Origin of the sequence: Streptomyces sp. BK340, assembly GCF_007827595.1 — a bacterium.
Lineage (GTDB): Bacteria > Actinomycetota > Actinomycetes > Streptomycetales > Streptomycetaceae > Streptomyces.
In genome coordinates this window covers 29,475-49,586 of the sequence record NZ_VISR01000028.1, presented here as the reverse complement: position 1 = coordinate 49,586, position 20,112 = coordinate 29,475, and the positions used below count along the sequence as shown (strand labels likewise).

General features: G+C 72.8%; 14 protein-coding genes and 1 pseudogene. 9 read left to right on the top strand and 6 right to left on the bottom strand.

What is annotated here, in order from left to right; all coding sequences use genetic code 11:
• Positions 1-41 precede the first annotated feature (41 nt).
• The gene (locus FB157_RS36410; RefSeq protein WP_261386760.1) at positions 42-2,288 is read right to left on the bottom strand and encodes a site-specific integrase; all 2,247 of its coding nucleotides are present in this window, start codon (positions 2,286-2,288) and stop codon (positions 42-44) included.
• Between the two features lie 193 nt (positions 2,289-2,481).
• Complete coding sequence (locus tag FB157_RS36405) at positions 2,482-3,678, bottom strand: site-specific integrase (RefSeq protein WP_186581851.1); 1,197 nt, start codon at positions 3,676-3,678, stop codon at positions 2,482-2,484.
• A gap of 55 nt (positions 3,679-3,733) precedes the next feature.
• Between FB157_RS36405 and FB157_RS36400 the strand changes: the two genes are divergently transcribed.
• On the top strand, positions 3,734-4,171 hold the full coding sequence (locus FB157_RS36400) for a mismatch-specific DNA-glycosylase (RefSeq protein WP_261386759.1): 438 nt from the start codon (positions 3,734-3,736) through the stop codon (positions 4,169-4,171).
• On the opposite strand, the gene FB157_RS36395 is transcribed toward FB157_RS36400, so the two are convergent.
• The gene (locus tag FB157_RS36395) at positions 4,132-4,575 is read right to left on the bottom strand and encodes a hypothetical protein (RefSeq protein ID WP_145884995.1); all 444 of its coding nucleotides are present in this window, start codon (positions 4,573-4,575) and stop codon (positions 4,132-4,134) included. The two genes, FB157_RS36400 and FB157_RS36395, sit on opposite strands and share 40 nt — an antisense overlap.
• A 190-nt stretch (positions 4,576-4,765) precedes the next feature.
• On the opposite strand from FB157_RS36395, the gene FB157_RS36390 reads away from it, so the two are divergent.
• The gene (locus FB157_RS36390; protein WP_145884994.1) at positions 4,766-5,950 is read left to right on the top strand and encodes an ROK family transcriptional regulator; all 1,185 of its coding nucleotides are present in this window, start codon (positions 4,766-4,768) and stop codon (positions 5,948-5,950) included.
• 103 nt (positions 5,951-6,053) lie between these two features.
• On the opposite strand, the gene FB157_RS36385 is transcribed toward FB157_RS36390, so the two are convergent.
• A complete protein-coding gene (locus FB157_RS36385; RefSeq protein WP_145884993.1) occupies positions 6,054-6,815 on the bottom strand; it encodes a GntR family transcriptional regulator in 762 nt (253 codons plus the stop codon).
• Positions 6,816-7,328: 513 nt separating this feature from the next.
• Here FB157_RS36385 and FB157_RS36380 point away from each other — a divergent pair.
• Complete coding sequence (locus FB157_RS36380; protein ID WP_145884992.1) at positions 7,329-7,982, top strand: NADPH-dependent F420 reductase; 654 nt, start codon at positions 7,329-7,331, stop codon at positions 7,980-7,982.
• Between the two features lie 107 nt (positions 7,983-8,089).
• The gene (locus FB157_RS36375; RefSeq protein ID WP_145884991.1) at positions 8,090-8,920 is read left to right on the top strand and encodes an alpha/beta fold hydrolase; all 831 of its coding nucleotides are present in this window, start codon (positions 8,090-8,092) and stop codon (positions 8,918-8,920) included.
• Positions 8,921-9,061: 141 nt separating this feature from the next.
• Here the strand turns inward: FB157_RS36375 and FB157_RS36370 are convergent.
• A pseudogene (locus tag FB157_RS36370) lies at positions 9,062-9,850 on the bottom strand (EamA family transporter); the annotation flags it as partial.
• Positions 9,851-9,897: 47 nt separating this feature from the next.
• Between FB157_RS36370 and FB157_RS36365 the strand changes: the two are divergent.
• The 5 genes from FB157_RS36365 (at position 9,898) to FB157_RS36345 (ending at position 18,827) form a co-directional block, all read left to right on the top strand.
• Positions 9,898-11,328, top strand: a complete 1,431-nt coding sequence (locus FB157_RS36365) for a PLP-dependent aminotransferase family protein (protein ID WP_145884990.1) — start codon at positions 9,898-9,900, stop codon at positions 11,326-11,328.
• 108 nt (positions 11,329-11,436) lie between these two features.
• Positions 11,437-13,023, top strand: coding sequence for an alkaline phosphatase (locus tag FB157_RS36360; RefSeq protein WP_145884989.1), 1,587 nt, complete (start codon positions 11,437-11,439; stop codon positions 13,021-13,023).
• A gap of 158 nt (positions 13,024-13,181) precedes the next feature.
• Positions 13,182-14,588 carry an SWIM zinc finger family protein gene (locus FB157_RS36355; protein WP_145884988.1) on the top strand — a complete coding sequence of 469 codons (1,407 nt, stop codon included), beginning with the start codon at positions 13,182-13,184 and terminating at the stop codon, positions 14,586-14,588.
• Complete coding sequence (locus FB157_RS36350; protein ID WP_145884987.1) at positions 14,585-17,257, top strand: DUF6493 family protein; 2,673 nt, start codon at positions 14,585-14,587, stop codon at positions 17,255-17,257. The genes FB157_RS36355 and FB157_RS36350 overlap by 4 nt, the downstream gene beginning before the upstream one ends.
• 136 nt (positions 17,258-17,393) lie before the next feature.
• On the top strand, positions 17,394-18,827 hold the full coding sequence (locus FB157_RS36345; protein WP_186581850.1) for a GNAT family N-acetyltransferase: 1,434 nt from the start codon (positions 17,394-17,396) through the stop codon (positions 18,825-18,827).
• A gap of 79 nt (positions 18,828-18,906) precedes the next feature.
• Here the strand turns inward: FB157_RS36345 and FB157_RS36340 are convergent, their stop codons facing one another.
• Positions 18,907-20,106, bottom strand: a complete 1,200-nt coding sequence (locus tag FB157_RS36340) for a PLP-dependent aspartate aminotransferase family protein (RefSeq protein WP_145884986.1) — start codon at positions 20,104-20,106, stop codon at positions 18,907-18,909.
• Positions 20,107-20,112: the final 6 nt, after the last annotated feature.

Genomic DNA, 20,112 nt, shown 5'->3' with positions numbered 1-20,112 from the left:
CTGCACGGTCTGGGGTGTTAGCGGGTTAGTCGGGGTGGTCATCATGCCTCCGGAGGTCGTGGATGGGGCAAGCCGAGATCGACAGGGCCGCGGCGAGTGAGCCGCAGGGCCTCCTCGCGCTTGGCGCGAAGAAAGGTCAGCGTCAGGTCGATGCCGTCGATCTCACCGAGCCACTTCTCGGCCTCCGCCCGCTTCCGCCTGACCTGAAGATCTTCCTCCAAATCGTCCAGACGCGCGAGCATTTTCGGGTTGATCTGGAGCATCGGGCAGCGGATGCAGGCATGTTCGTGTTGACAGGGGGTGCCGTAAGGGCGTGCGCAGGAACCGAGTTCGACCTTGCGTCGGTCGAAGTGTTCCTGGAACTCGTCCCATTCCTGGCCTGTTGCGTCGCGGTACTCACCCTCAGGCCGAATTTGGCGGCGGTGGTGCAGATGCTCCTGGTAGTGGCGGACGACGTCCTCGTCGAAGACCGCGACGTAACCACGGGTGGTCTGGATGTTGAGGTGGCCCAACAGGGCCGCTCCGATGTGGATCGGCAGGCCGCTGTTAACGAGTTCGGTGGCGAAGATTCTTCGGAAGTCGTGCGGGGTGAACTTCAATCCCCGGAACCCTGGATGTGCTTCGGCAAGGGCCTGCCCGCGTCGACTGATCATCTCCTGGATGGTGCCCGTGCAGAACACGGCGGGCGTGGTGCCGTTCTGCCGTTGGAAGAGGAACGGCATGGGGGCGCTCCACTCCTTGTCGTGCGGGTCGTACCGACTGACGAGAGGGATCGGGCGGCCTGTGCCGGTGTGCCGGCGGATGATGGATGCGATGACGTGGAAGAGTTCGGCAGACATCGGGATCACGCGTTCGCGGTCGGTCTTCGATGGTGCGATCACCAGCAATGCGATGACCTCTCCGTTTGCCCGCTGGTATTGCCGGACGCTGAGATGGGTGAGCTCGATGAGTTCTTCCACCCGTACTCCGGAGTGCCGCAGGGTCTCGACCGCGGCCCACTCCCAGAAGGCTGTTTCTTCCTCGGTTCCGATGTGGATGATCTGGCCGCTGGACTCTTCGATGACACGGGTGGGGACCGCGTCACCGTGGCGGAGGAGCTTGCGGTCGGCTTCGGTGATGACGCGGCGGTAGTCGGTCCCGTCGTGAGCGAAGACTTCTCCCTCCGCTGCCTTGCTGGCCCGTTCGAGCAGGAGGCGGGCACGGTCGTAGCGCGTCTCCACGTGGTCGACCAGGACGGGCAGCAGGGGCTGGCGCTGACGGGTGCGGTTGGCTGAGCGTTCGTTGATCCGGCGTCGGCGAGTCCCAAGGCCGTGGAGTTCGCTGGGCGGAACAGGACAAGGGGCGACCCACGCTGCCCAGCTTTCTGGTTCCTCCGCGGCCCAGGTGTGCAGGTCGAAGTAGAAGCTTCGGACCGCGATGACGATGCTGTCCTGGCCGGCACGAGGCTTGCCGTTGTCCTTGACAGTGATCATCTGCCGCCAGGTCGCGTAGTGCTGGGGGGAGATCCGCAGATCAGCCTGGTCGGGGTTGACGCGCTCGATCTTCTCCCAGAAGTGATGGGCGACCAGCAGGACGAGGTTCTTCAGCGTGGAGTAGTCGGTGTCGGCCCGGCGACGCGTGAAGTAGTCGATCAGCAGAGCCCGCACCGCCTGATTGCGGATCGGGTACTGGGCAACCATCTCCTCAACGGTGCGTTGGCCCCGCATCAGAGCGGCCCGGAGCGTGGGAGGCGTCGCGGGCGGGAAGTGCCCCATGGCATATAGAACATTCCACATCCCTTGGCCGACCAGCCGGTTCGCCACCTTGTTCCCCGGCTGCAACACACTGCGAGCTCGGCGGTTTTCTTGCGTGAAGTGCACCACCGCTGCCGGCGTCACATCACTCAGTGCCACTCCCTGGACCGCAAGGAGGGTGCACAGCTCGGCCATGGCCTCTCGACGGTGGACGTGCCGCATCGGTTGCGCTTGAACCTGCGCGGCGTATTTGTCCAGTAGCGGGTCGTCCTGGCCGGCGACGAACATCAGCGCGAAGTTGTGCAATACGTTGCGCCGGAAGGTAACGAGGGTCGGCTGGATGACGCGCAGGCAGTAGAGCGCCCGCACCCCCGGGGTGATGGCCACGCCCGTGGAGCGTCGAGTTCCGAGCGAGTTGGCGGCGACAAGTCCCTGTCCGATGGGGCTGGCATCCCATCGCTCCTGCCACGTGTGACCGGAGAAGTCACGCAGGTACTGCAAGACGCATTCGGTGGCCTGCGCTCGCTGGTATCGGGTCACCTTGTCCGCGTCCATCCAGACCGTGGCGGCAAGTCGGGAGATGTGAGCGGCGGAGGCGGAGCCGAGCTCGCCGTGCGGGCGGGGCGGTGCCACAGCGACGGCTGGTTCGGGCGTGATGGTTCCTCCGACAAATCGGCTGGCGAAGTCGAGACCTTCGGCAACCGGGCCATGACGTCGACTGGCCCCCGTGGTGGTGCTGAGACGGGATTTAGGCACCGAACACCGCCGCGATGTCGTCGGCGTCGTAGCCGCTGGGGTAGCTCCGTTCGATGCGTGGAGCGTTGTAGTGCTCGGTGAGCTTGTCGAAAAGCTCCTCGACGCGCACCGTCAGGTAGCGGCTGGTGGTCTGGATGTTGGCATGCCGCAGGATGGCTTGCACTTCGGGCAGCGTGAGCTTGCCACCGTTGGCCATGCGGCTCGCGGCCGTGTGCCGCAGGTCGTGCAGCGTCCAATTGGTGCCCAGTACCTCGTTGGCGCGCTGCATGATTCGCCGCATCGCCCAGTAGGACAAGGGCCGGTCCGTCCCTCGGCGAGTCCGCCACAAAGGCTCGTCCGTCGGCGGGGTGCCGACCTCGTCGAGGTAGCGGGCCAACCGTACAAACGCCTGTGGAGAGGCCGGAACAGGCTGACGCTCCCGCGACCCCTTCGAGATCACGTAGACGCGCTGGCCAGCCCAGTCCAGGTCGCCGATACCGACGCCGAGCAATTCCTCTGCGCGGGCGCCACTGGTGACGTAGAACTCCAGTAGGGCGCGGTCGCGCTCGCATCCCATGCGCTCGAACAGTTCATCCCACAACTGATCGGGGATCGACCGCGGCGGCCGGTCTGCCACCTTCTGGCGCAGCCGGGCCCGGCCCAGCACCACCATCGGCTCCAGCGGGCTGCGGTGGGCCAGGGCCCGGCGCCGCTGCGGGGAGACCGGGACCGGGTTCGTGACCGGCCCGTTGCCCTGGTGCGCGTGGAACTCGTAGAACCCGCTGACCACCGACAGCGCGTGGTTGATCGTCCGCGGCGCGTAGCCAGCACGCAGGACCGGCTTCCCCGTACGCAGGTTCACCGAGCCCGGAGCCAGGCCACCAGCCGACTTGCGCTGCCGTTGAGGGTTCGGCGCTGTCCGCAGCCACCCGGCCAGCACCGCGGTCTCGGCCTCGGTCGCCCGCTCCCAACCGACCCCGAGCAGCCACAGCAGGCGGAACCAGCGCAGCAGGCCGTACCCGTAGCTGCGGACCGTCAGCGGGCTGCTGTCGTGTAGGGCCAGGTCCCTCAGGTACGCAGTGACCGGCTCAATCTCGTCGTCGTACCCGTTGAGGACGAGGTATGGGGGATGCACCTTCCTCGCCGGAACTACCGCACCGACACGGGGGACGTCCGCTCGCCCCTCCATCAGTTCATGTCGCAGGTCCACTCGCACTCTCCTCGTTGATCTCCGGTACCGACACCGAGACCAACGAGAAGACGTAGTGCAGATAACTGTGCACCTGTCCGGGTTCACCCCGAGGCTGCTGAAGCCCGCGGAGCAGCAGGAGCTGCTGTCGTACGGGCTCGGCATCACGAACGTGGTGGCCCGGGCGACCGCGCGGGCCGACGAGTTGAGCGCCGAGGAGTACGCCGAGGGCGGGCGGCTGCTGACGGCCAAGGTGACGCGACGCCGGCCGAGGTGGCTGGCCGTGGTCGGGGTGACCGCCTACCGGGCGGCCTTCGGGGACCGCAAGGCGCAAGTGGGGCCGCAGGAGCGGACCATCGGGGACACACGGGTGTGGGTGCTGCCCAATCCCAGTGGGCTGAACGCGCATTGGACGGCGGCGACGATGGCGGAGGAGTTCGCGCTGCTGCGGGAAGCCGCGGGCGGCGCGCCGGATCAGGGGGGATCCGTCGCGGTCACGACGCCGAGGAGTTGAAAGGGCAGCTCCGTGCCCCACTGGGAGACGCCGAGGGCGACCCATCGGCCCGTCCCGGCCGCCTCCCACAGGTGGACGTCCGGTACGTGTCCGCTGAGTCCGGCCCACGGCTCGGCTATCTCCTCGCCCTCCGTCGTCCGGCCGAAGAGGCTGTGCAGACTGAAGTGCTGCGGTGGTCCCCACCGGTCGGTGAGCCGCTCCGCGAGGCCGTCCCGGTCGGCCTCGTACTGCGCCGCGGTCTCCTCCCGGCCGGTGCCGTCGTCCTCCCAGAACTCGCCACTGGTCTGTAAGGCGACCAGGTGATAGCCGGGTCCGCTCTCGCCGTGCTCCGTCCTGCCGTGTGCCGTGGGGAACTCCCGGGCACACAGCAGGTCGATGAGGGTCAGACACTTCGCGATGTCCATGTGATCCAGTAAAGCGAGGCCCACTGACAATTGGCGGGCCGTCAGCCATGCCCGTGCCGGGCCGTCAGGCGTCCCGTGCCGGGCCGTACGGCATCCCCGTTGCCGCGGGCCGGCGCAGCCCGGCACTCGCCGGGGTGGGCGCGGCCGAGTACGATCCGCCCAACACGCCCGCGAGCTGGGAGGACGGACGGTGGGCCAGCTGACCGGCGGCGATCCCTCGCTGCTGCGGAGGATCAATTCCGCGGTGGTGCTGCACGCGCTGCGTGCCACGGACTGCGCGACGCTCACCGAGATCACCCGGGTCACGGGACTGTCCCGGCCGACCGTCGAGGGAGTCGTGGAGGGGCTCATCGAGGCGGGGCTCGTGGTCGAGAAGGCGGCCGAGGAGGGCACCGCACGCCGTCAGGGGCGACCGGCTCGCCGGTTCCGGTTCCGCGCCGAGGCGGGGCATCTGCTGGGGCTGGAGATCGGCGCCCACCGCGTCGCCGCGCTCCTGTCCGACCTGGACGGACGGGTGCTGGGCGCGCAGGCCAAAGAGGTGGACGAGACGGCTCCGGCGGACGAGCGCCTGGAGCGGCTGCGCGGCGCCGTCGCCGAGCTGCTGCGCCGGGCCGGGGTCGCGCGCAGTTCGCTGCGGGCGGTGGGCGTGGGAACTCCGGGCATCGTGGAGGCCGGCGGCACGGTACGGCTGGGCACGGCCCTGCCGCAGTGGACGGGCCTGAACCTGGGCGAGCGCCTCAGCCGCTCCTTCAAGTGCCCGGTGCTGGTGGAGAACGACGCCAACGCGGCGGCCGTCGCCGAGCACTGGAAGGGTGCGGCGACGGAGACGGACGACGTGGTGTTCGTGCTGGCCGGGCTCAGCCCGGGGGCGGGCTCACTGATCGGCGGACGGCTGCACCGAGGCTACGGCGGGGCGGCCGGTGAGATCGGCGCGCTCCATCTGCTGGGCCGGGAGGCGACCCCGGAGACGCTGCTGTCCACCACCGACGAGCCGCTGCACCCGTTGGACGAACAGGCTGTCGCCGAGGTGTTCGCGCTGGCCCGCGAGGGCGACCAGCGGGCTCGGGCGGCCGTCGAGCGGTTCATCCAGCGCCTCGTCCACGACGTGGCCGCGCTGGTCCTGGCCCTCGACCCGGAGCTGGTCGTGATCGGCGGCTGGGCGGCCGGCCTGGACGGCGTACTCGATCCCCTGCGCCGCGAACTCGCCCGCTACTGCCTGCGTCCGCCCCGGGTGGCGCTGTCCCTCCTCGGCGAGGCAGCCGTGCCCACCGGCGCCCTGCGGCTCGCCCTCGACCACGTCGAGGAGCAGCTGTTCGCGGTGGAGGGCACGGTCACGGCCCGTCGGACCGCGTGGCGCGGAGGCGGCGCTGTCTGATCTGCACGGTTGAGCGGGGCACGGTGCGTGAAGCCGCGATCCGGACCGGTGGGACACCGCGCGCCCCGGAGGGGTTCCGGGGCGCGGTGGGGTGGGCCGGGGCTCAGGAGGCCCGCTGCTCGGGGTCGTGGTGTATCTCCACGCCGGGCGAGTCGCCGAAGGTGAGGCGGCAGGTGTCGGCGCGGTAGGTCGCCACGGAGAGTGCCACGGTGCGGCCGCCCGCGAAGAAGCGGGTGGTGACGACCAGGACGGGTGCGCCGGGCAGCCGGTCGAGGTCCTTGGCGTCGTCCGCGCGGGCCGAGCCCAGCTCGACGGCGCGGTCCTGGCCCTCCAGCTCCTGGCGCTGCAGCTCGCGCAGCACCGCACGCGCGCGTGCCGGGCCGGACGGGGCGTCGATCGCGGTGAGGTCGGGCACCGAGGCGGCCGGGACGTAGAGCAGCTCGGTGGCGACGAGCTGGCCGTGGGACATCCGGGAGCGGCGCACGACGTGCACGGGCTCGCCGGAGTCCGCCTCCAGGGCGGCGGCCACGGCCACCGGCGGCGCGGACCGGTCGCAGTCGACCGGCTGCCAGGCGTCGTCCGCGGCCCCTGGCCAGGCGTGCTGCTCGCCGCCGACGGCCACGCCCACACGCGGGGGCGCGACGGTCGTGCCGACACCGCGGCGGCGCTGCAGCCGGCCCTCCAGCTCCAGCTGCTCCAAGGCCTGGCGGAGCGTGGCGCGGGCCACGCCGAAGCGGGCGGCGAGGTCGCGCTCGTTGGGCAGGATCTCGCCGACCGAGAACTCGGAGTCGAGTGCCTCACTGAGCACGGTCTTGAGATGCCAGTACTTCGGTTCCGGCACCGATTCCAGCTGCTGGGTCCCCACCCTGTCCTCCGCAAGAGCCGTGGTCCGGCGGTTTTTAGCGCCCTTGTTTATTAAAGGTTGTTGCACTTATCTGTGACCATAGGGCGGCCGAAACCCTTGGTCAAGACCAATCCTCGATCCCTGAGGCAACGCACAGGGGCGGCGCCGTGGAGCGTTCACGAGGCGTTCGCACGCGGCCGCATGTGTGACATCGCGGCAAAGCCCCCGTGGTACGACCTGGACTTTCGTCCCAGGACTCGGCGGACGGCCGGGGACCGCGGCTTGCCGGAGTCACGGACGAGGCACACGGTGCTGATGCGACGGTCGGCGACGTCCACCCGGAGGACGGCGTCAGGCTTGCCACCCGAAAGGGTGAGCATCACCTGCGCGCCGTTGACCTCGACGTGCCCGTGCTCACCGTCTCGTCCGACACGCCCCCCGACGCCCAGGTGGAATCGACCAGTTCCGTACCGGTCCGGACCACAATGTCCGCGGACCGCCGGTGGCCGGCGGCCGGGGTCCGAAAGGTGACCGATGCGCTACGCGGTGCTGGGCACGGGCGAGGTGGGCCGCACGCTGGCCGGCAGGCTGGTGGAGCTGGGGTACGAGGTGACCCTCGGGTCGCGGACGAAGGACAATCCGATCGCGGTGGAGTGGGCGACTGCCGCGGGCGGCCGGGCGCACGCGGGCTCGTTCGGGGACGCGGCCGCGGCGGCGGACGCGGTCATCAACGCGGTGGGCGGCCGGGTGGCGCTCGACGCGCTGCGGGCGGCGGGGGCGGAGCACCTGCACGGCAAGGTCCTGCTGGACGTCTGCAATCCCCTGGCGTTCGAGGACGGACAACTGCGTCTCGACCCGGTGGAGTCGGACAGCGTGGCCGAGCAGATCCAGCGGGCCTTCCCGCACGCGCGCGTGGTGAAGACGCTGAACACGGTCAACTGCCAGGTGATGGTGGCTCCGGCGCGGGTGCCGGGCGAGCACAACCTGTTCGTGTGCGGTGACGACGCCGCGGCCAAGCAACAGGCGACGGAACTGCTCGGGGAGTTCGGCTGGCCGGCGGACCGGGTGCTGGACCTGGGCGGCATCCGGTCGGCACGGTCCGTGGAGATGCTGCTGCCCCTGTGGTTCAACCTCTTCCAGAAGTTCGGGCACGCCGACTTCAACTTCGCGGTGCATCGGGGGCATTGAGGACGGCGCGAGCGCGCGGCGCCGCCGAACCAGGGGCTACCCGTCGGTAGTAATTGCTGACAAGCTGTCTACGGCGTCCGTCAGCAGCCCAGACGAGGAGCACCCCCATGTCCGCCACCGTCTCCTTCACGGTCCCCACTCCGCACGGCCCGAAGGACGTGACCGTCTCCTACGCGCGCGTGGGACGCGGTGAACCGCTGGTCCTGCTGCACGGCATCGGCCACCACCGGCAGGCGTGGGACCCGGTGGTGGACATCCTCGCCACCGAGCGCGACGTGATCGCCGTGGACCTGCCGGGCTTCGGCGCGTCCCCCGGCCTGCCGGCCGGCCTGGACTACGACCTGCCCACGACCGACTCCGTGCTCGGCGCCCTGTTCGAGGCGCTGGAGCTGGACCGCCCGCACGTGGCCGGCAACTCGCTGGGCGGCCTGCTGGCCCTGGAGCTGGGCCGCGAGAAGCTCGTGCGGTCCGTCACGGCACTCTCCCCGGCCGGATTCTGGACGCAGCCCGAGCGGCGCTACGCCTTCGCGCTGCTGCTCACGATGCGGGGCATAGCCAAGCGGCTCCCGCTGCCCCTGGTGGAGCGGCTGTCGCGCACGGCGGCCGGACGCACGGCGCTGACGAGCACCATCTACGGCCGTCCGGCACGCCGTTCACCCGAGGCCGTGGTCGCCGAGACGCTCGCGCTCGTGGGAGCCACCGGGTTCGACGCGACCCTGCGGGCGGGCACCACCGTCCAGTTCACCGACGATCTGCCGGGCATGCCGGTCACCGTGGCCTGGGGCACCCGGGACCGGCTCCTCGTACGCCGTCAGGGCGTACGCGCCAAGACGATCATCCCGCACGCCCGGCTGGTGCGGCTGCCCGGCTGCGGGCACTGCCCGATGAGCGACGACCCGGCGCTGGTCGCCCGCGTGATCCTCGACGGCAGCCGCTGACCGGCGCCCGCGAACGGGACGGCGAACGGGGCGGCGCGCGCCGGGCAGGCGTTCGCCGGGGAAGCCCGGCGCGCCGGAGCCCAGGGCGACCCCGGCGCCGACCAGGGCGCTGCCCACGGCCTGCGCGGGGCCGTAGGAGCCGGTGCCGACCAGCGGGGCGGTGCAGGCGGCGGCCACCGGGATGAGCCCGGAGAAGAGCGTGGCGCGCTCCGCTCCGAGCCGCTGCATGCCCATGTACCAGCACACGAAGCCGACGACCGTGACGACCGCCGCCTGCCACAGCAGCGCGGCGGTCTCCGCGGCGTCGGGACGGCGCAGCCACGCGCCACCGTCCAGGACCGCCCCGGCGAGCGCTGCCTCGGCGGCGGCGACGGCGCACACCGTCGCGGACAGCAACCGCGGCCCGAGCGGCCTCAGCACCGGCACTGCGAGGACGGCGAACCCCACCTCGCCGCCCAGCGCGCACGCCGAGAACGCGATTCCCGGCCCGTCCGTGCGGCCCCAGCCCTGCACGGTGAGCGCGCCGGCGGCGACGAGCAGGGCGCCGTGGAGCACCGCGCGCTGCGGGCGGCGCCCGTCGAGGAGCGGCACGACGACGGCCACCACGACCGGTGCGCAGCCGACGAAGACACCCGGCACCGCCGGTTCCGCGCTGCGTTCGGCCCCGATGACCGCCAGGTTGAAACCGACCATGCCGACGGCCGCCAGCAGCCCGAGGCGGAGCCATCGGCGCGGGCCGAGCGCGCGCAGCCGCCGGCCGGCGTCCCGTCCGGCGAGTGGGGCGAGCAGCAGGCAGGCGAGGGCGTAGCGCAGGAACTGACCGCCGGCGTACGGATAGTGGCCCAGGACGCTGTTGGCGGTGAAGGACCCGCCGACGAGCACACAGGCGAGGGCGGCGAGGAGGGCACCGCGGGTGGTGGTGGCGTTCATGACCGTGACGCTAGGAAGCGGCGCGGTCCGGTTTAAGGTCCACTTCCATGACGTCATCGGGGACCAATGCGGCCGGTCTGACGGGCTCCACCGCGTGGGAGCTGCTGCTGCCCGCCGCCTCGGCACCGGCACGCGCGCGTGGCCGTGCCCTCCAGGCAGCACTGCGCGGGGCCATCCGCTCGGGCCGGCTCGCACCCGGCACCCGGCTGCCGTCCAGCCGGGACCTCGCCACCGACCTCGGCGTGTCACGGGGGCTGGTCACGGAGGCGTACGAGCAGCTGACGGCCGAGGGGTATCTGCGCAGCGGCCGGGGCGCGGGAACGTGGGTGGGCGACGCGGTACGGGCGGCCCGGCCCGGCGCGCGGGACCTCGCGCCCCGCTCATCCGGCACCCGGGCCGACTTCGTCCCGGGCACGCCGGACCTGTCGCTGTTCCCGCGGGCCGCCTGGGCCACCGCACAGCGGGCCGTGCTGGCCGGGCTGGCGCACCACGAGCTCGGCTATCCGGACCCGCGCGGGCTGCCCCGGCTGCGCACCGCGCTCGCCGGACTGCTGGCCCGCCGCAGGGGCGTGGTGGCCGACCCGGAACGGATCGTGGTGGTCTCCGGGGTGGCCCAGGCGAGCGCCCTGGCCGGATCGGTGCTCCACGCGCGCGGGCTGCGCTCGATCGGGGTCGAGGACCCGGGGAGTCCGCAGCACGACGGCCTGTACGCGGCGGCCGGCCTGGGCACCGTACCGCTGCCGCTGGACGAGGACGGCCTGGCCCTCGGCCCGCTGCGCGCGTCGGGTGTACGGGCCGTGGTGACCACGCCCGCCCACCAGTACCCCACCGGGATCGCGTACTCGGCGCGGCGGCGTGCCGAACTGCTCGGCTGGGCACGGTCGGTGGACGGTCTGGTGCTGGAGGACGACTACGACGGGGACTTCCGCTACGACCGCGCACCCGTGGGCGCCCTCCAGGGCCTCGATCCGGAACGCGTCGCCTACATGGGATCGGTCAGCAAGTCCCTCGCCCCCGGGCTGCGGCTGGGCTGGCTGCTGGTACCCGCGGACCTGACGGAGGAGATCGTCGAGCGCAAACGGACCATGGACCTCGGCCATCCCTCGCTCGACCAGGCGCTGTTCGCGCACTTCCTGGAGCGCGGCGACTACGACCGGCAGCTGCGCCGCTGCCAGCGCGCCTACCGGGAGCGGCGCGACACCCTGGTGGCCGCCCTGGCCGGGCACTTCCCCGAGGCACGGGTGTCCGGGATCGCCGCGGGTCTGCACGCCATCGCCGAACTCCCCGAGCGGTACGGCCCGGAGGAGGACTTCGTGAAGCGGGTCGCCGCCGCCGGCGTCGCCGTACGGCCGCTCAGCGACTGCACGCATGCGCGTACCGGTGACCGCGGTGTGCGCCTCGTGCTCGGGTACGCGCATCTGCCGCCGGCCCGGATCCGGGCCGGCGTACGCCTGATGGCCGAGGCTCTGGACGGGTGATCTCCGGCCGGGCGTCCGGTTGTTCACCTGCGGTTCGCGTGCGCGCCGCAGCGCCCCAGTAGGTGTGGCTCTGCACACTGGCCGGATCCCGCTCCTGGAGGCACAGCCATGTCCCACAGTCCTTTCCCCGGCCGCCGCAGCGTTCTGCGCGGCTCCCTCGCCGCGTCGGCGGCCCTGGCCCTGCCCGCGGGCCTCGGCGCGGCACCGGCGTTCGCCCTCTCCGGCCGCCCCCAGGCGGGCTGGGGCGTGCAGACGGGTGACGTGACCGCCGACTCGGGCCTGGTGTGGGTGCGTTCGGACCGGCCCGCCCGGATGATCGTGGAGACCTCGGCCACCGAGTCGTTCCGTAGCCCGCGCAGGTGGCACGGCCCGCTGCTGGGCGCCGACACGGACTTCACCGGCACCACCCGGCTGTACGGCCTGCCCTCCGGCGAGCAGATCCACTACCGCGTGCTGCTCGCCGACCCGGACGACCCGCGCCGCACCGGCGAGCCCGTGCCCGGCAGCTTCCGCACCGCGTCCCGGCACCGCCGCGACGGTGTGCGCTTCCTGTGGTCGGGCGACCTGGCCGGGCAGGGCTGGGGCATCAACCCCGACCTCGGCGGCTACCGGATCTACGACGCGATGGCCAAGCTCGACCCGGACTTCTTCCTGTGCAGCGGCGACAACATCTACGCCGACGGCCCGATCAGCGCCACCCAGGCCCTGCCGGACGGCTCCGCCTGGCGGAACATCACCACCGAGGAGAAGGCGAAGGTCGCCGAGACCCTCGCCGAGTACCGGGGCAACTTCCGCTACAACCTGCTCGACGAGAACCTGAAGCGGTTCAACGCCCAGGTGCCCTCCGTCATCCAGTGGGACGACCACGAGGTGCGCAACAACTGGTACCCGGGCGAGGTGATCACCTCCGCCGACACCCGGTACACCGAGAAGAGCATCGACGTGCTGGCGGCGCGCGCCCGGCGGGCGTTCAGCGAGTACTTCCCGATCTCCACTCTGCGGCCCGGCGCGCAGGAGGGCCGCGTCCACCGCGTGCTCCGCCAGGGGCCGCTGCTGGACGTGTTCGTGCTGGACATGCGCACCTACCGCAACGCCAACTCACCCGACAACCAGACCGTGGACCCGCAGGGCATCCTCGGCCGGGAGCAGCTGGAGTGGCTCAAGCGGGAGCTGTCCCGCTCGCGTGCGGTGTGGAAGGTGATCGCCGCCGACATGCCGCTCGGCCTCGTCGTGCCCGACCCGATGGAGGGCCTGCCGAACTTCGAGGCGGTGGCGCAGGGCGATCCGGGCGCCCCGCTCGGCCGTGAGCTGCAGATCGCCGAGCTGCTGCGCTTCATCAAGCACCGGCGGATCACCGGCACGCTGTGGCTGACGGCGGACGTGCACCACACCTCGGCCCAGCACTACCAGCCGGCGCGGGCCGCGTTCACGGACTTCGAGCCGTTCTGGGAGTTCGTCTCCGGGCCGCTGAACGCCGGCGCGTTCCCGGCCGGCGCGCTGGACAACACGTTCGGTCCCGAGCGGGTGTTCGTGAAGGCGCCGACCGCGTCGAACGTCTCGCCCGCCAGCGGCTACCAGTTCTTCGGCGAGGTCGACATCGACGGCGGGAGCGGCGAACTGACGGTACGGCTGCGCGAGCAGGACGGCACGGTGCTGTTCACGCAGACGCTGCAGCCGGGCCGGGTCGGCCAGTAGGCACAGCGGGGCCGCCGGTCCCGTACGCTCGAAGCCGTGCCGCGCACCGGCGTCATCCCCCGGAGCGCGGCACGGTCAGCCGCCCGCCAACTCCTCCGCCGGGTCGGTGTTTTAGCAGTTCAGACCGATTGTCAGTGGTCGCCTCTACGGTTTTTCCCATGACGCGATCACTGCAGGCCGTGGCCTATCGCCGACCCTCCGCGCTCGAGTCCGCGGCGGACGGGCGCCGCCTCGGGCTGGAAACGTCCCGGGGTGCGACACCCACGGGTGTGCAGGACCATCCGCGTTTCTTCGCGGGCTTTCTGACGTCGCCTCAGGTCGTCGCCGCGGCGCTGCTCGCGGTGGCCGACGTGGCGGCCGCGCGCTACTACCAGCCGCAGCTGCGCGCCTCGCTCGACCCGGTGGTGACCGGCAACGGCGACCGGCTGCGCTTCGAGTCCTTCTCCGGCTGTGGCGGGGTGTACGCCCGGCTGGACGTCCTCACCCCCGGCCTCGACGGCGGCGAGGTGGGGCACGGCACGACGAACGTCGACGTCAACAATCCGCTGCGCGAGGCGCTGTCCCGGATCGGCACCGCCGATCCGCTCCATCTGCGCGTCGGGCCGGACGAGCTGGCGGTCACCACGCTGGACGGCCCGGTGGTGGAGAAGAAGGTCCCGCTGCCCGACCGGTGGCTGCGCGGCTTCGCCGAGGCCCAGGTGATCGCGGCCGGGTTCGACCTGCGGGCCGAGCTGCCGGCGGACGAGGCGGTGCGGTTCCTGCGGGGGCTGCCGAAGGCGGGCGGGGCCCGGCGGGCCTCGGGCGGACCGCGCTGGGTGGTCCCGGTGGGCCGCGGACTGCGGCCCACGACACGGCCGGTGCCGGGCGCGGTGTGCCTGCCGGGTCCGGAGCGGCTGGCCGCGCTGCAGCGGGTGCTGCGGCATGCGACGGCCCTTCGGGTGTACGGCCCCGCGGTCGGTAGTGCGGCGAGTACGGCCGCGGCCTGGGAGGCCGTCCTGCCCGGCATGCGTCTCACGCTCACGCTGTCGCCGGACGCCTCGCGCGGCTTCTCCGGCGAGGGCGGCGTCCTGGACGCGCTCGCCACCGACGAGGCCGCCGGGGACGCCGAGCTCATAGCCGTGCTGCTGGCGTGGGAGCCCCGCATCGACGTGGCCGACCTCGCGGCCGCCTCGGGACTCACGCCCGAGCGGGTGCGCGCCGCCCTGGTCCGCCTCGGCACCTCGGGGCGTGTCGGATACGACACGGCGGAGGCGGCCTACTTCCACCGGGAACTGCCCTACGACGCCGAGCGCGTGGAGAAGCACAATCCGCGGCTGCGCTCGGCCGGAGCCCTGGTGGCTGCGGGCGCGGTGGCCCTCGACGGCGCGCTGGCCACGGTGACCGCCGAGGACGGACATGTGCACCGGGTCCGGGACACGGCGGGGGTGCTCACCTGCAGCTGCCTGTGGTGGGCGAAGTACCGGGGCGGACGCGGTCCGTGCAAGCACGCGCTGGCGGTGCGGATGGTGCGGCGGGGCGCCGCGGTGGGACAGGACATGGCGGCGATCGACGGGGGCGTGCGATGAGTGAGCTGATGGAGGCGGTGCGGGCCGGGCGCACGGCGGAGACTCTGCGGCTGGTGAAGGGCATGACGGCGGCCGAACGGCGCGCGTCGCTGCCGGATCTGAAGGAGTTGCGCAAGGAGTTGCGGGCCGTGCCGCCGTGGGAGGGCCGGTTCGAGAAGATCCGCCCGGCGCTGCACCTGGCCGGTGCCGCCTGTCACACGGGAGCCGCGGCGGCCGCGGCCTGGCTCGCGGCGAGCGACCTGCGGTGGCGGCAGGCGTCCGCCGAGTCACTCCTGCGGGTGCTGGAGGACCGGGACACGGGCTGGCTGGCCGACGTGGCGCACCGGCTGGCCCAGCGGCCGGTGTCCGCGCAGGTGCCGTACGCCCTGATGGCGGGGCTGGTGAGCCGGTCGGGCTGCGAGGTCCCGGTGACCGACGCCTATGTGGTCGGCTGGGTCCGGCACGTCAGCGTCGGCGACCGCGGCCGGCGCCGGGAGGGCGTCGCCGACGTGCTGCGCCGCGAGCCGAACCTGGCCACGCTGGTCGGCGGGCTGTTCACGCTCTCGGATCTCTCCGAGGTCCGCTGGCTGCTCGGCGAGGGACCGGGCTCCTGGCAGAGCGCCCTCGCGGCACTCGTGCAGGAGGGCTCCCTGGACCGCGAGTTCCTGGTCGACGCCTGTGCCGCCCGGCTGGTGCGCGGCGGCGGGCCCACCGACCACCGGATCTTCCTGCCGGTGCTGACGGGGCTCGCACTCACCCGGGAGGAGGAGCGGGCGCGGATCCCGGACTGGACGGCGCTGTCCCGCGACGCGGTCTCCCCCGTCGCCGCACACGCACAGGCGGTGCTGACCGGCCTGGCGCTGGAGGGCTATCTGACCGCCCGGCACCTGGCCGAGGTCTCCGAGGGACTGCTGTTCCGCAGTGAGAAGAAGCTCGTGCGGGCCCAGCTCGTCCTGCTCGGCAAGGTGCTCGCCCGCGACCCCGGCACGGCGGCGGAGCTGCTGCCGGTGGTGGCCCAGGCGTTCGGGCACGAGGACACCCAGGTGCAGGAGCGGGCGCTCAAGCTCGTCGAGCGCCACCTGAAGGTGCTCGACGCCGACGAGGTCCGCGAGGAACTCGCCGGAGCCGCCCAGCAGTTGTCCCCGGCGCTGCGCGCCCGGGCGGCCGCGGCGCTGGGCGTCGTGGCGAGCGGGTCCGAGGAGGTGTACGAGGAGGTGCTGCCGCCCGCCCCGGAGCCGTTCCGGCTGGAGCCCGCGCCGCTGACGGCCGAGGAGGTGGCCGAGGAGATGGGGGCGTTGCTGGCCTCCGAGGGTGACGTGGCCGCGTTCGAGCGGGCGCTGGACGGTCTGGTGCGGCACGCGTACCAGGATCCGGAAGCACTGCGCCGGGCGCTCGTCCCGGTGGTCGCGAACCGCTGGTGGGCCACGGACGAGGACCGGCAGTGGCCGCGTACGGACGACATGTTCAGCAACTCCCGCTACGGCCTCTTCAGCGCCCAGCAAGGCCTCGAACTGCTCCTCGCGACCCTGCACGGGAAGGTGAGCACGGCGACGCTCCACGCCGCGGTGCGGAAGGGGCCGTCGGAACACGAGTGCCCGCACAGCGGCCTCGCCCGGGTCTTCGACGCGCGGCTGCGCGAGGTGGCGTACCGCCTGCGCACGGAACCGATGCCGATGCTGCTCGCCACGCCCACCTGGAGCACGGGCCTGCTGGAGCCGGCGGAGCTGGTGGCCCGCCTGGCGGAGTACCGGCGCCTGGACGCCCGGGTGTGTGCGACCGACTTCGCCCAGGCCCTGCTGCGGGTGCGCAGGGACGACCGTGCGGCGGCCGAGGAGGCGGCGGGGCGGGCCAGGGCGCTCGGCACTCCGGAGGGGGTGCGGCTGGCCCGCTGGCTGCGCGGCACCAACGCGGCCCTCCCCGAGGCCCGGCGGCACACCAAGGGCGAGCGGATCCTGCTGGAGCTGGCCGAACTCCCCGAGTTGCAGGACGGTTTCCCGCAGGAGTTCCACCGGCTCGGCCGGCCGCTGTCCGTCTTCTCCAACCGCTGGCACTGCAGCCACTGGAACCGCGCCACACGCCGGCACTGGCTCGCCGTGCTCCCGGAGCGGCGGGAGCTGGTCGCGGCCCGGTTGCTGCACGATCTGGCCGACACGGCGGTGGACGACGAGCGCGGTACCGGCGTCCTTCCGCTGCTCGCCGAATCCGGCGGCGCGGCGGGCGAGGCCGTGCACCTGTGCGTGGCGTACGGGCTCGGTGCGCGGCACCAGGAGGACCGGCTCGCGGCGGTGGACGCCCTGCTGGTGCTGGCCGCGCGGGGGCAGCTCGACGCGGCGCGGCTGGGCGCGGATCTGGGCGAGCTGGTGGGGCGCGGCGCGGTGAAGCCGCAGCGGCTGGCCGAGTCGGTGCGGACGGCGGCGGCCACGGGAGCCAACGCGACGATATGGGAGCTGCTCCGGCACGCCCTGCCCGTTCCGCTGGCAGGTCTGGTGACCGCCCGCCCGGAGGCGGCGGCCGTGGCGGCCCGGGGTCTCGGGGATTTGATGGCCGTGGCGGCGGAGTGCGCCGAGCGGTCCGGGGCACGCGGAGAAGTGCCGCATCTGGCGGAGGCCGCCGCGCGTGGCGGTTCCTCCCGTCTGGTCGTCCAGGCACGGCGGCTGCGGGACGCGCTGGCCGAGGAGGTGGCCGCCTGAGCCGGACCGGTATGTCCACGCACCAGAACCGTAGAAGATTGCAATAAAAAGGGCGGAAGCATGCTTTACCCATCGGTCACAAACCGTTCGTGATCACGCAACACCGTTCCTTCACAGTGGGTGCATGACTCCAGACATGTCTCAAGTGACCCGGACGAAGCACGGACGGCCCGTGCACCACTGGCGGCGGGACCTCGTCGAGCTAGCCGCCGTGTTCACTGCCGTTGCCGTGGCCGACGGGGTGGCGAACCTGATCGGGCACGGGCCCGACGGTCCGGCGCTGCTGGTGATCTCGGCGATCGCGCTGGCCGCGACGGCGGGCTTCCACACATGGTGGGCTCGGCGCCACGGTCACGCACCGCCGCCGGCCGAGGATACCGGTGCCCGGTCGACCGCAGCCGCACGGTCGGCCGGGCCCGTACAGGAAGCGGAGACGCGGGACGTGGCCGGGACCGGCGCGCTGTGGCGGATGCGGACGACGGTGAAGGACGAGCCCGGTTCGCTGGCCGCGCTGTGCACGGCGCTGGCCGGGCGGCGCGTCGACATCCTGAGCCTGCAGACGCATCCGCTGGCCGACGGCACGGTCGACGAGTTCCTGCTGCGGTCGCCCGAGGCGCTGACCGGGGCCGAGATCACCCGGGCGGTCTCGCTGGCCGGCGGTACGTCGACCTGGATCGAGCGGGCCGACGCCCACGACCTGGTGGACGCCCCCACCCGGGTGCTCGGCCTCGCGGCGCGCACCGCGCTGGACGCTGCCGAACTGCCGCTGGCGCTGAGGCAGTTGCTGGGCCGGTGCACGATCCGTTCGCTGCCCGCCCGGCCGGTCGGCGGGGGGCACGGCCCGGAGCCGGTACCGGTCGGGGGAGTCCTCGAGGACACCGTGATGCGGCTGCCGGCTCCGGAGGGCGGTGTGCTCACCGTGGAGCGGCCGTATCTGCCGTTCACGCCGACCGAGTTCGCGCGGGCCAGGGCTCTGGTGGAGCTGGACAGCCGGCTCGGTCCGCGGATCCCGCGCGGCCAGGACGTGCTGACGCTGCCCGAGGGCGACGACATCGCCGTGCGCCGGGCGGACACGGGCGACCTGGCGGCGGCCCGGGCGATGCACGAGCGGTGCTCGAAGCGCACCCTCGGCATGCGGTACCACGGGCCCGTAGGGGACGCCGAACGTTATCTGAACCACCTGCTCAGCCCCCGGTTCGGCCGGACGCTGGCCGCGCAGACCCCCTCGGGCCGGATCGTCGGCCTCGGGCATCTGCTGTGGGACGGGGACGAGACCGAGGTCGCGCTGCTGATCGAGGACGCCTGGCAGCGGCGCGGCGTCGGCGCCGAACTGCTCGGCCGCCTGGTGGCGATGGCGGTGGAGGCGGGCTGCGAGAGCGTCTACGCGGTGACGCAGGCCTCCAACACGGGGATGGTCGCCGCGATGCGCGGTCTCGGGCTGCCCCTGGACTACCAGATCGAGGAGGGCACCCTGGTCATCACGGCCCGCCTGGACGCCACGCCGGTCGCCGCGCGTGCGCCGTACGGCGGCGGCGAGGACCGGCTCGGCGGGGCGAGCCGGCGCGACTGAGCCCGGCCCGACGGACGAACGGCCCGACGGAACCACGGCCCGGCGGTCTCCCGCCGGGCCGTGGTCGTGCGCACCCCCGTCAGCGCACGGCTTCCTGGAGCGGCACCGGCGTGGCGGTCCGCTCCCCCAGGGCCTGGTCCAGGTCGGCCCACAGGTCGTCGACGTCCTCCAGGCCCACCGACATCCGCAGCAGCCGGTCGCTCACCCCGGCGCCGCGCCGGTCGTCGGCGTCGACGATGCGGTGGCTGATGGAGGCGGGGTGCTGGATGAGGGTGTCCACGCTGCCCAGGCTGACCGCCGGGGTGACCAGCCGGACCCGGGAGATCACCTCGTGCGGGTCGCCGTGGACCTCGAAGGCGACCATCGCGCCGCCCAGACGCGGGTAGCGGACGCGGGACACCCGCGGGTCGGCGGCGAGCCGGGCGGCCAGCTCGGCGGCGTTCGCGGAGGCGGCCCGGACCCGCACCGGCAGTGTGGACAGGCCCCTGAGCAGCAGATAGCCGGCCAGCGGATGCAGGACACCACCCGTGGCGAAACGTATCTGCCGAAGCTGTCCGGCGAACTCCTCGTCACAGGCCACCACACCGGCCAGCACGTCGCCGTGGCCGCCGAGGTACTTGGTGGCGCTGTGCAGCACCAGTCGCGCGCCCTGTTCGACGGGGCGCTGCAGGACGGGTGTGGCGAAGGTGTTGTCGGCGAGCAGCGGGACCGAGCCGCAGGCGTGGGCGATCGCCCGCAGGTCGAGTTCGGCGAGCGTGGGGTTGGCCGGGGACTCGACCATCACGAGACCGGTGTCGGCACGCAGCGCGTCGGTGATGCCGGCCGGGTCGGTCCAGGTCACCTCCGTGCCGAGGAGCCCGGCGGTCAGCAGATGGTCGCTGCAGCCGTACAGGGGTCGTACCGCGACCACATGGCGCAGACCCATGGCGGAGCGGGCGAGCAGGACCGCGCTGAGCGCCGCCATGCCGCTGGCGAAGGCGACGGCGGACTCGGTGCCCTCCAGCCTGGCCAGGGCGGTCTCGAAGCGGGCGACGGTCGGATTGCCGAGGCGGCCGTAGATCGGCGGGCCGACCGGGTCGGCGCCGTCGGTGGCGAAGGCGTCGATGCGAGCCGCCTCGCCCCGGCTGTCGTACGAGGGGTAGGTGGTGGACAGGTCGATGGGCGGGGCGTGCAGGCCCTGCCGGGCGAGGTCGTCGCGGCCGGCGTGCACGGCCTCGGTGGCCAGTGCTCTCGATGCGGTGCGTACGGCGTCGTAGGCACCCGTGCTCGCTGTCTCCATGGGCGG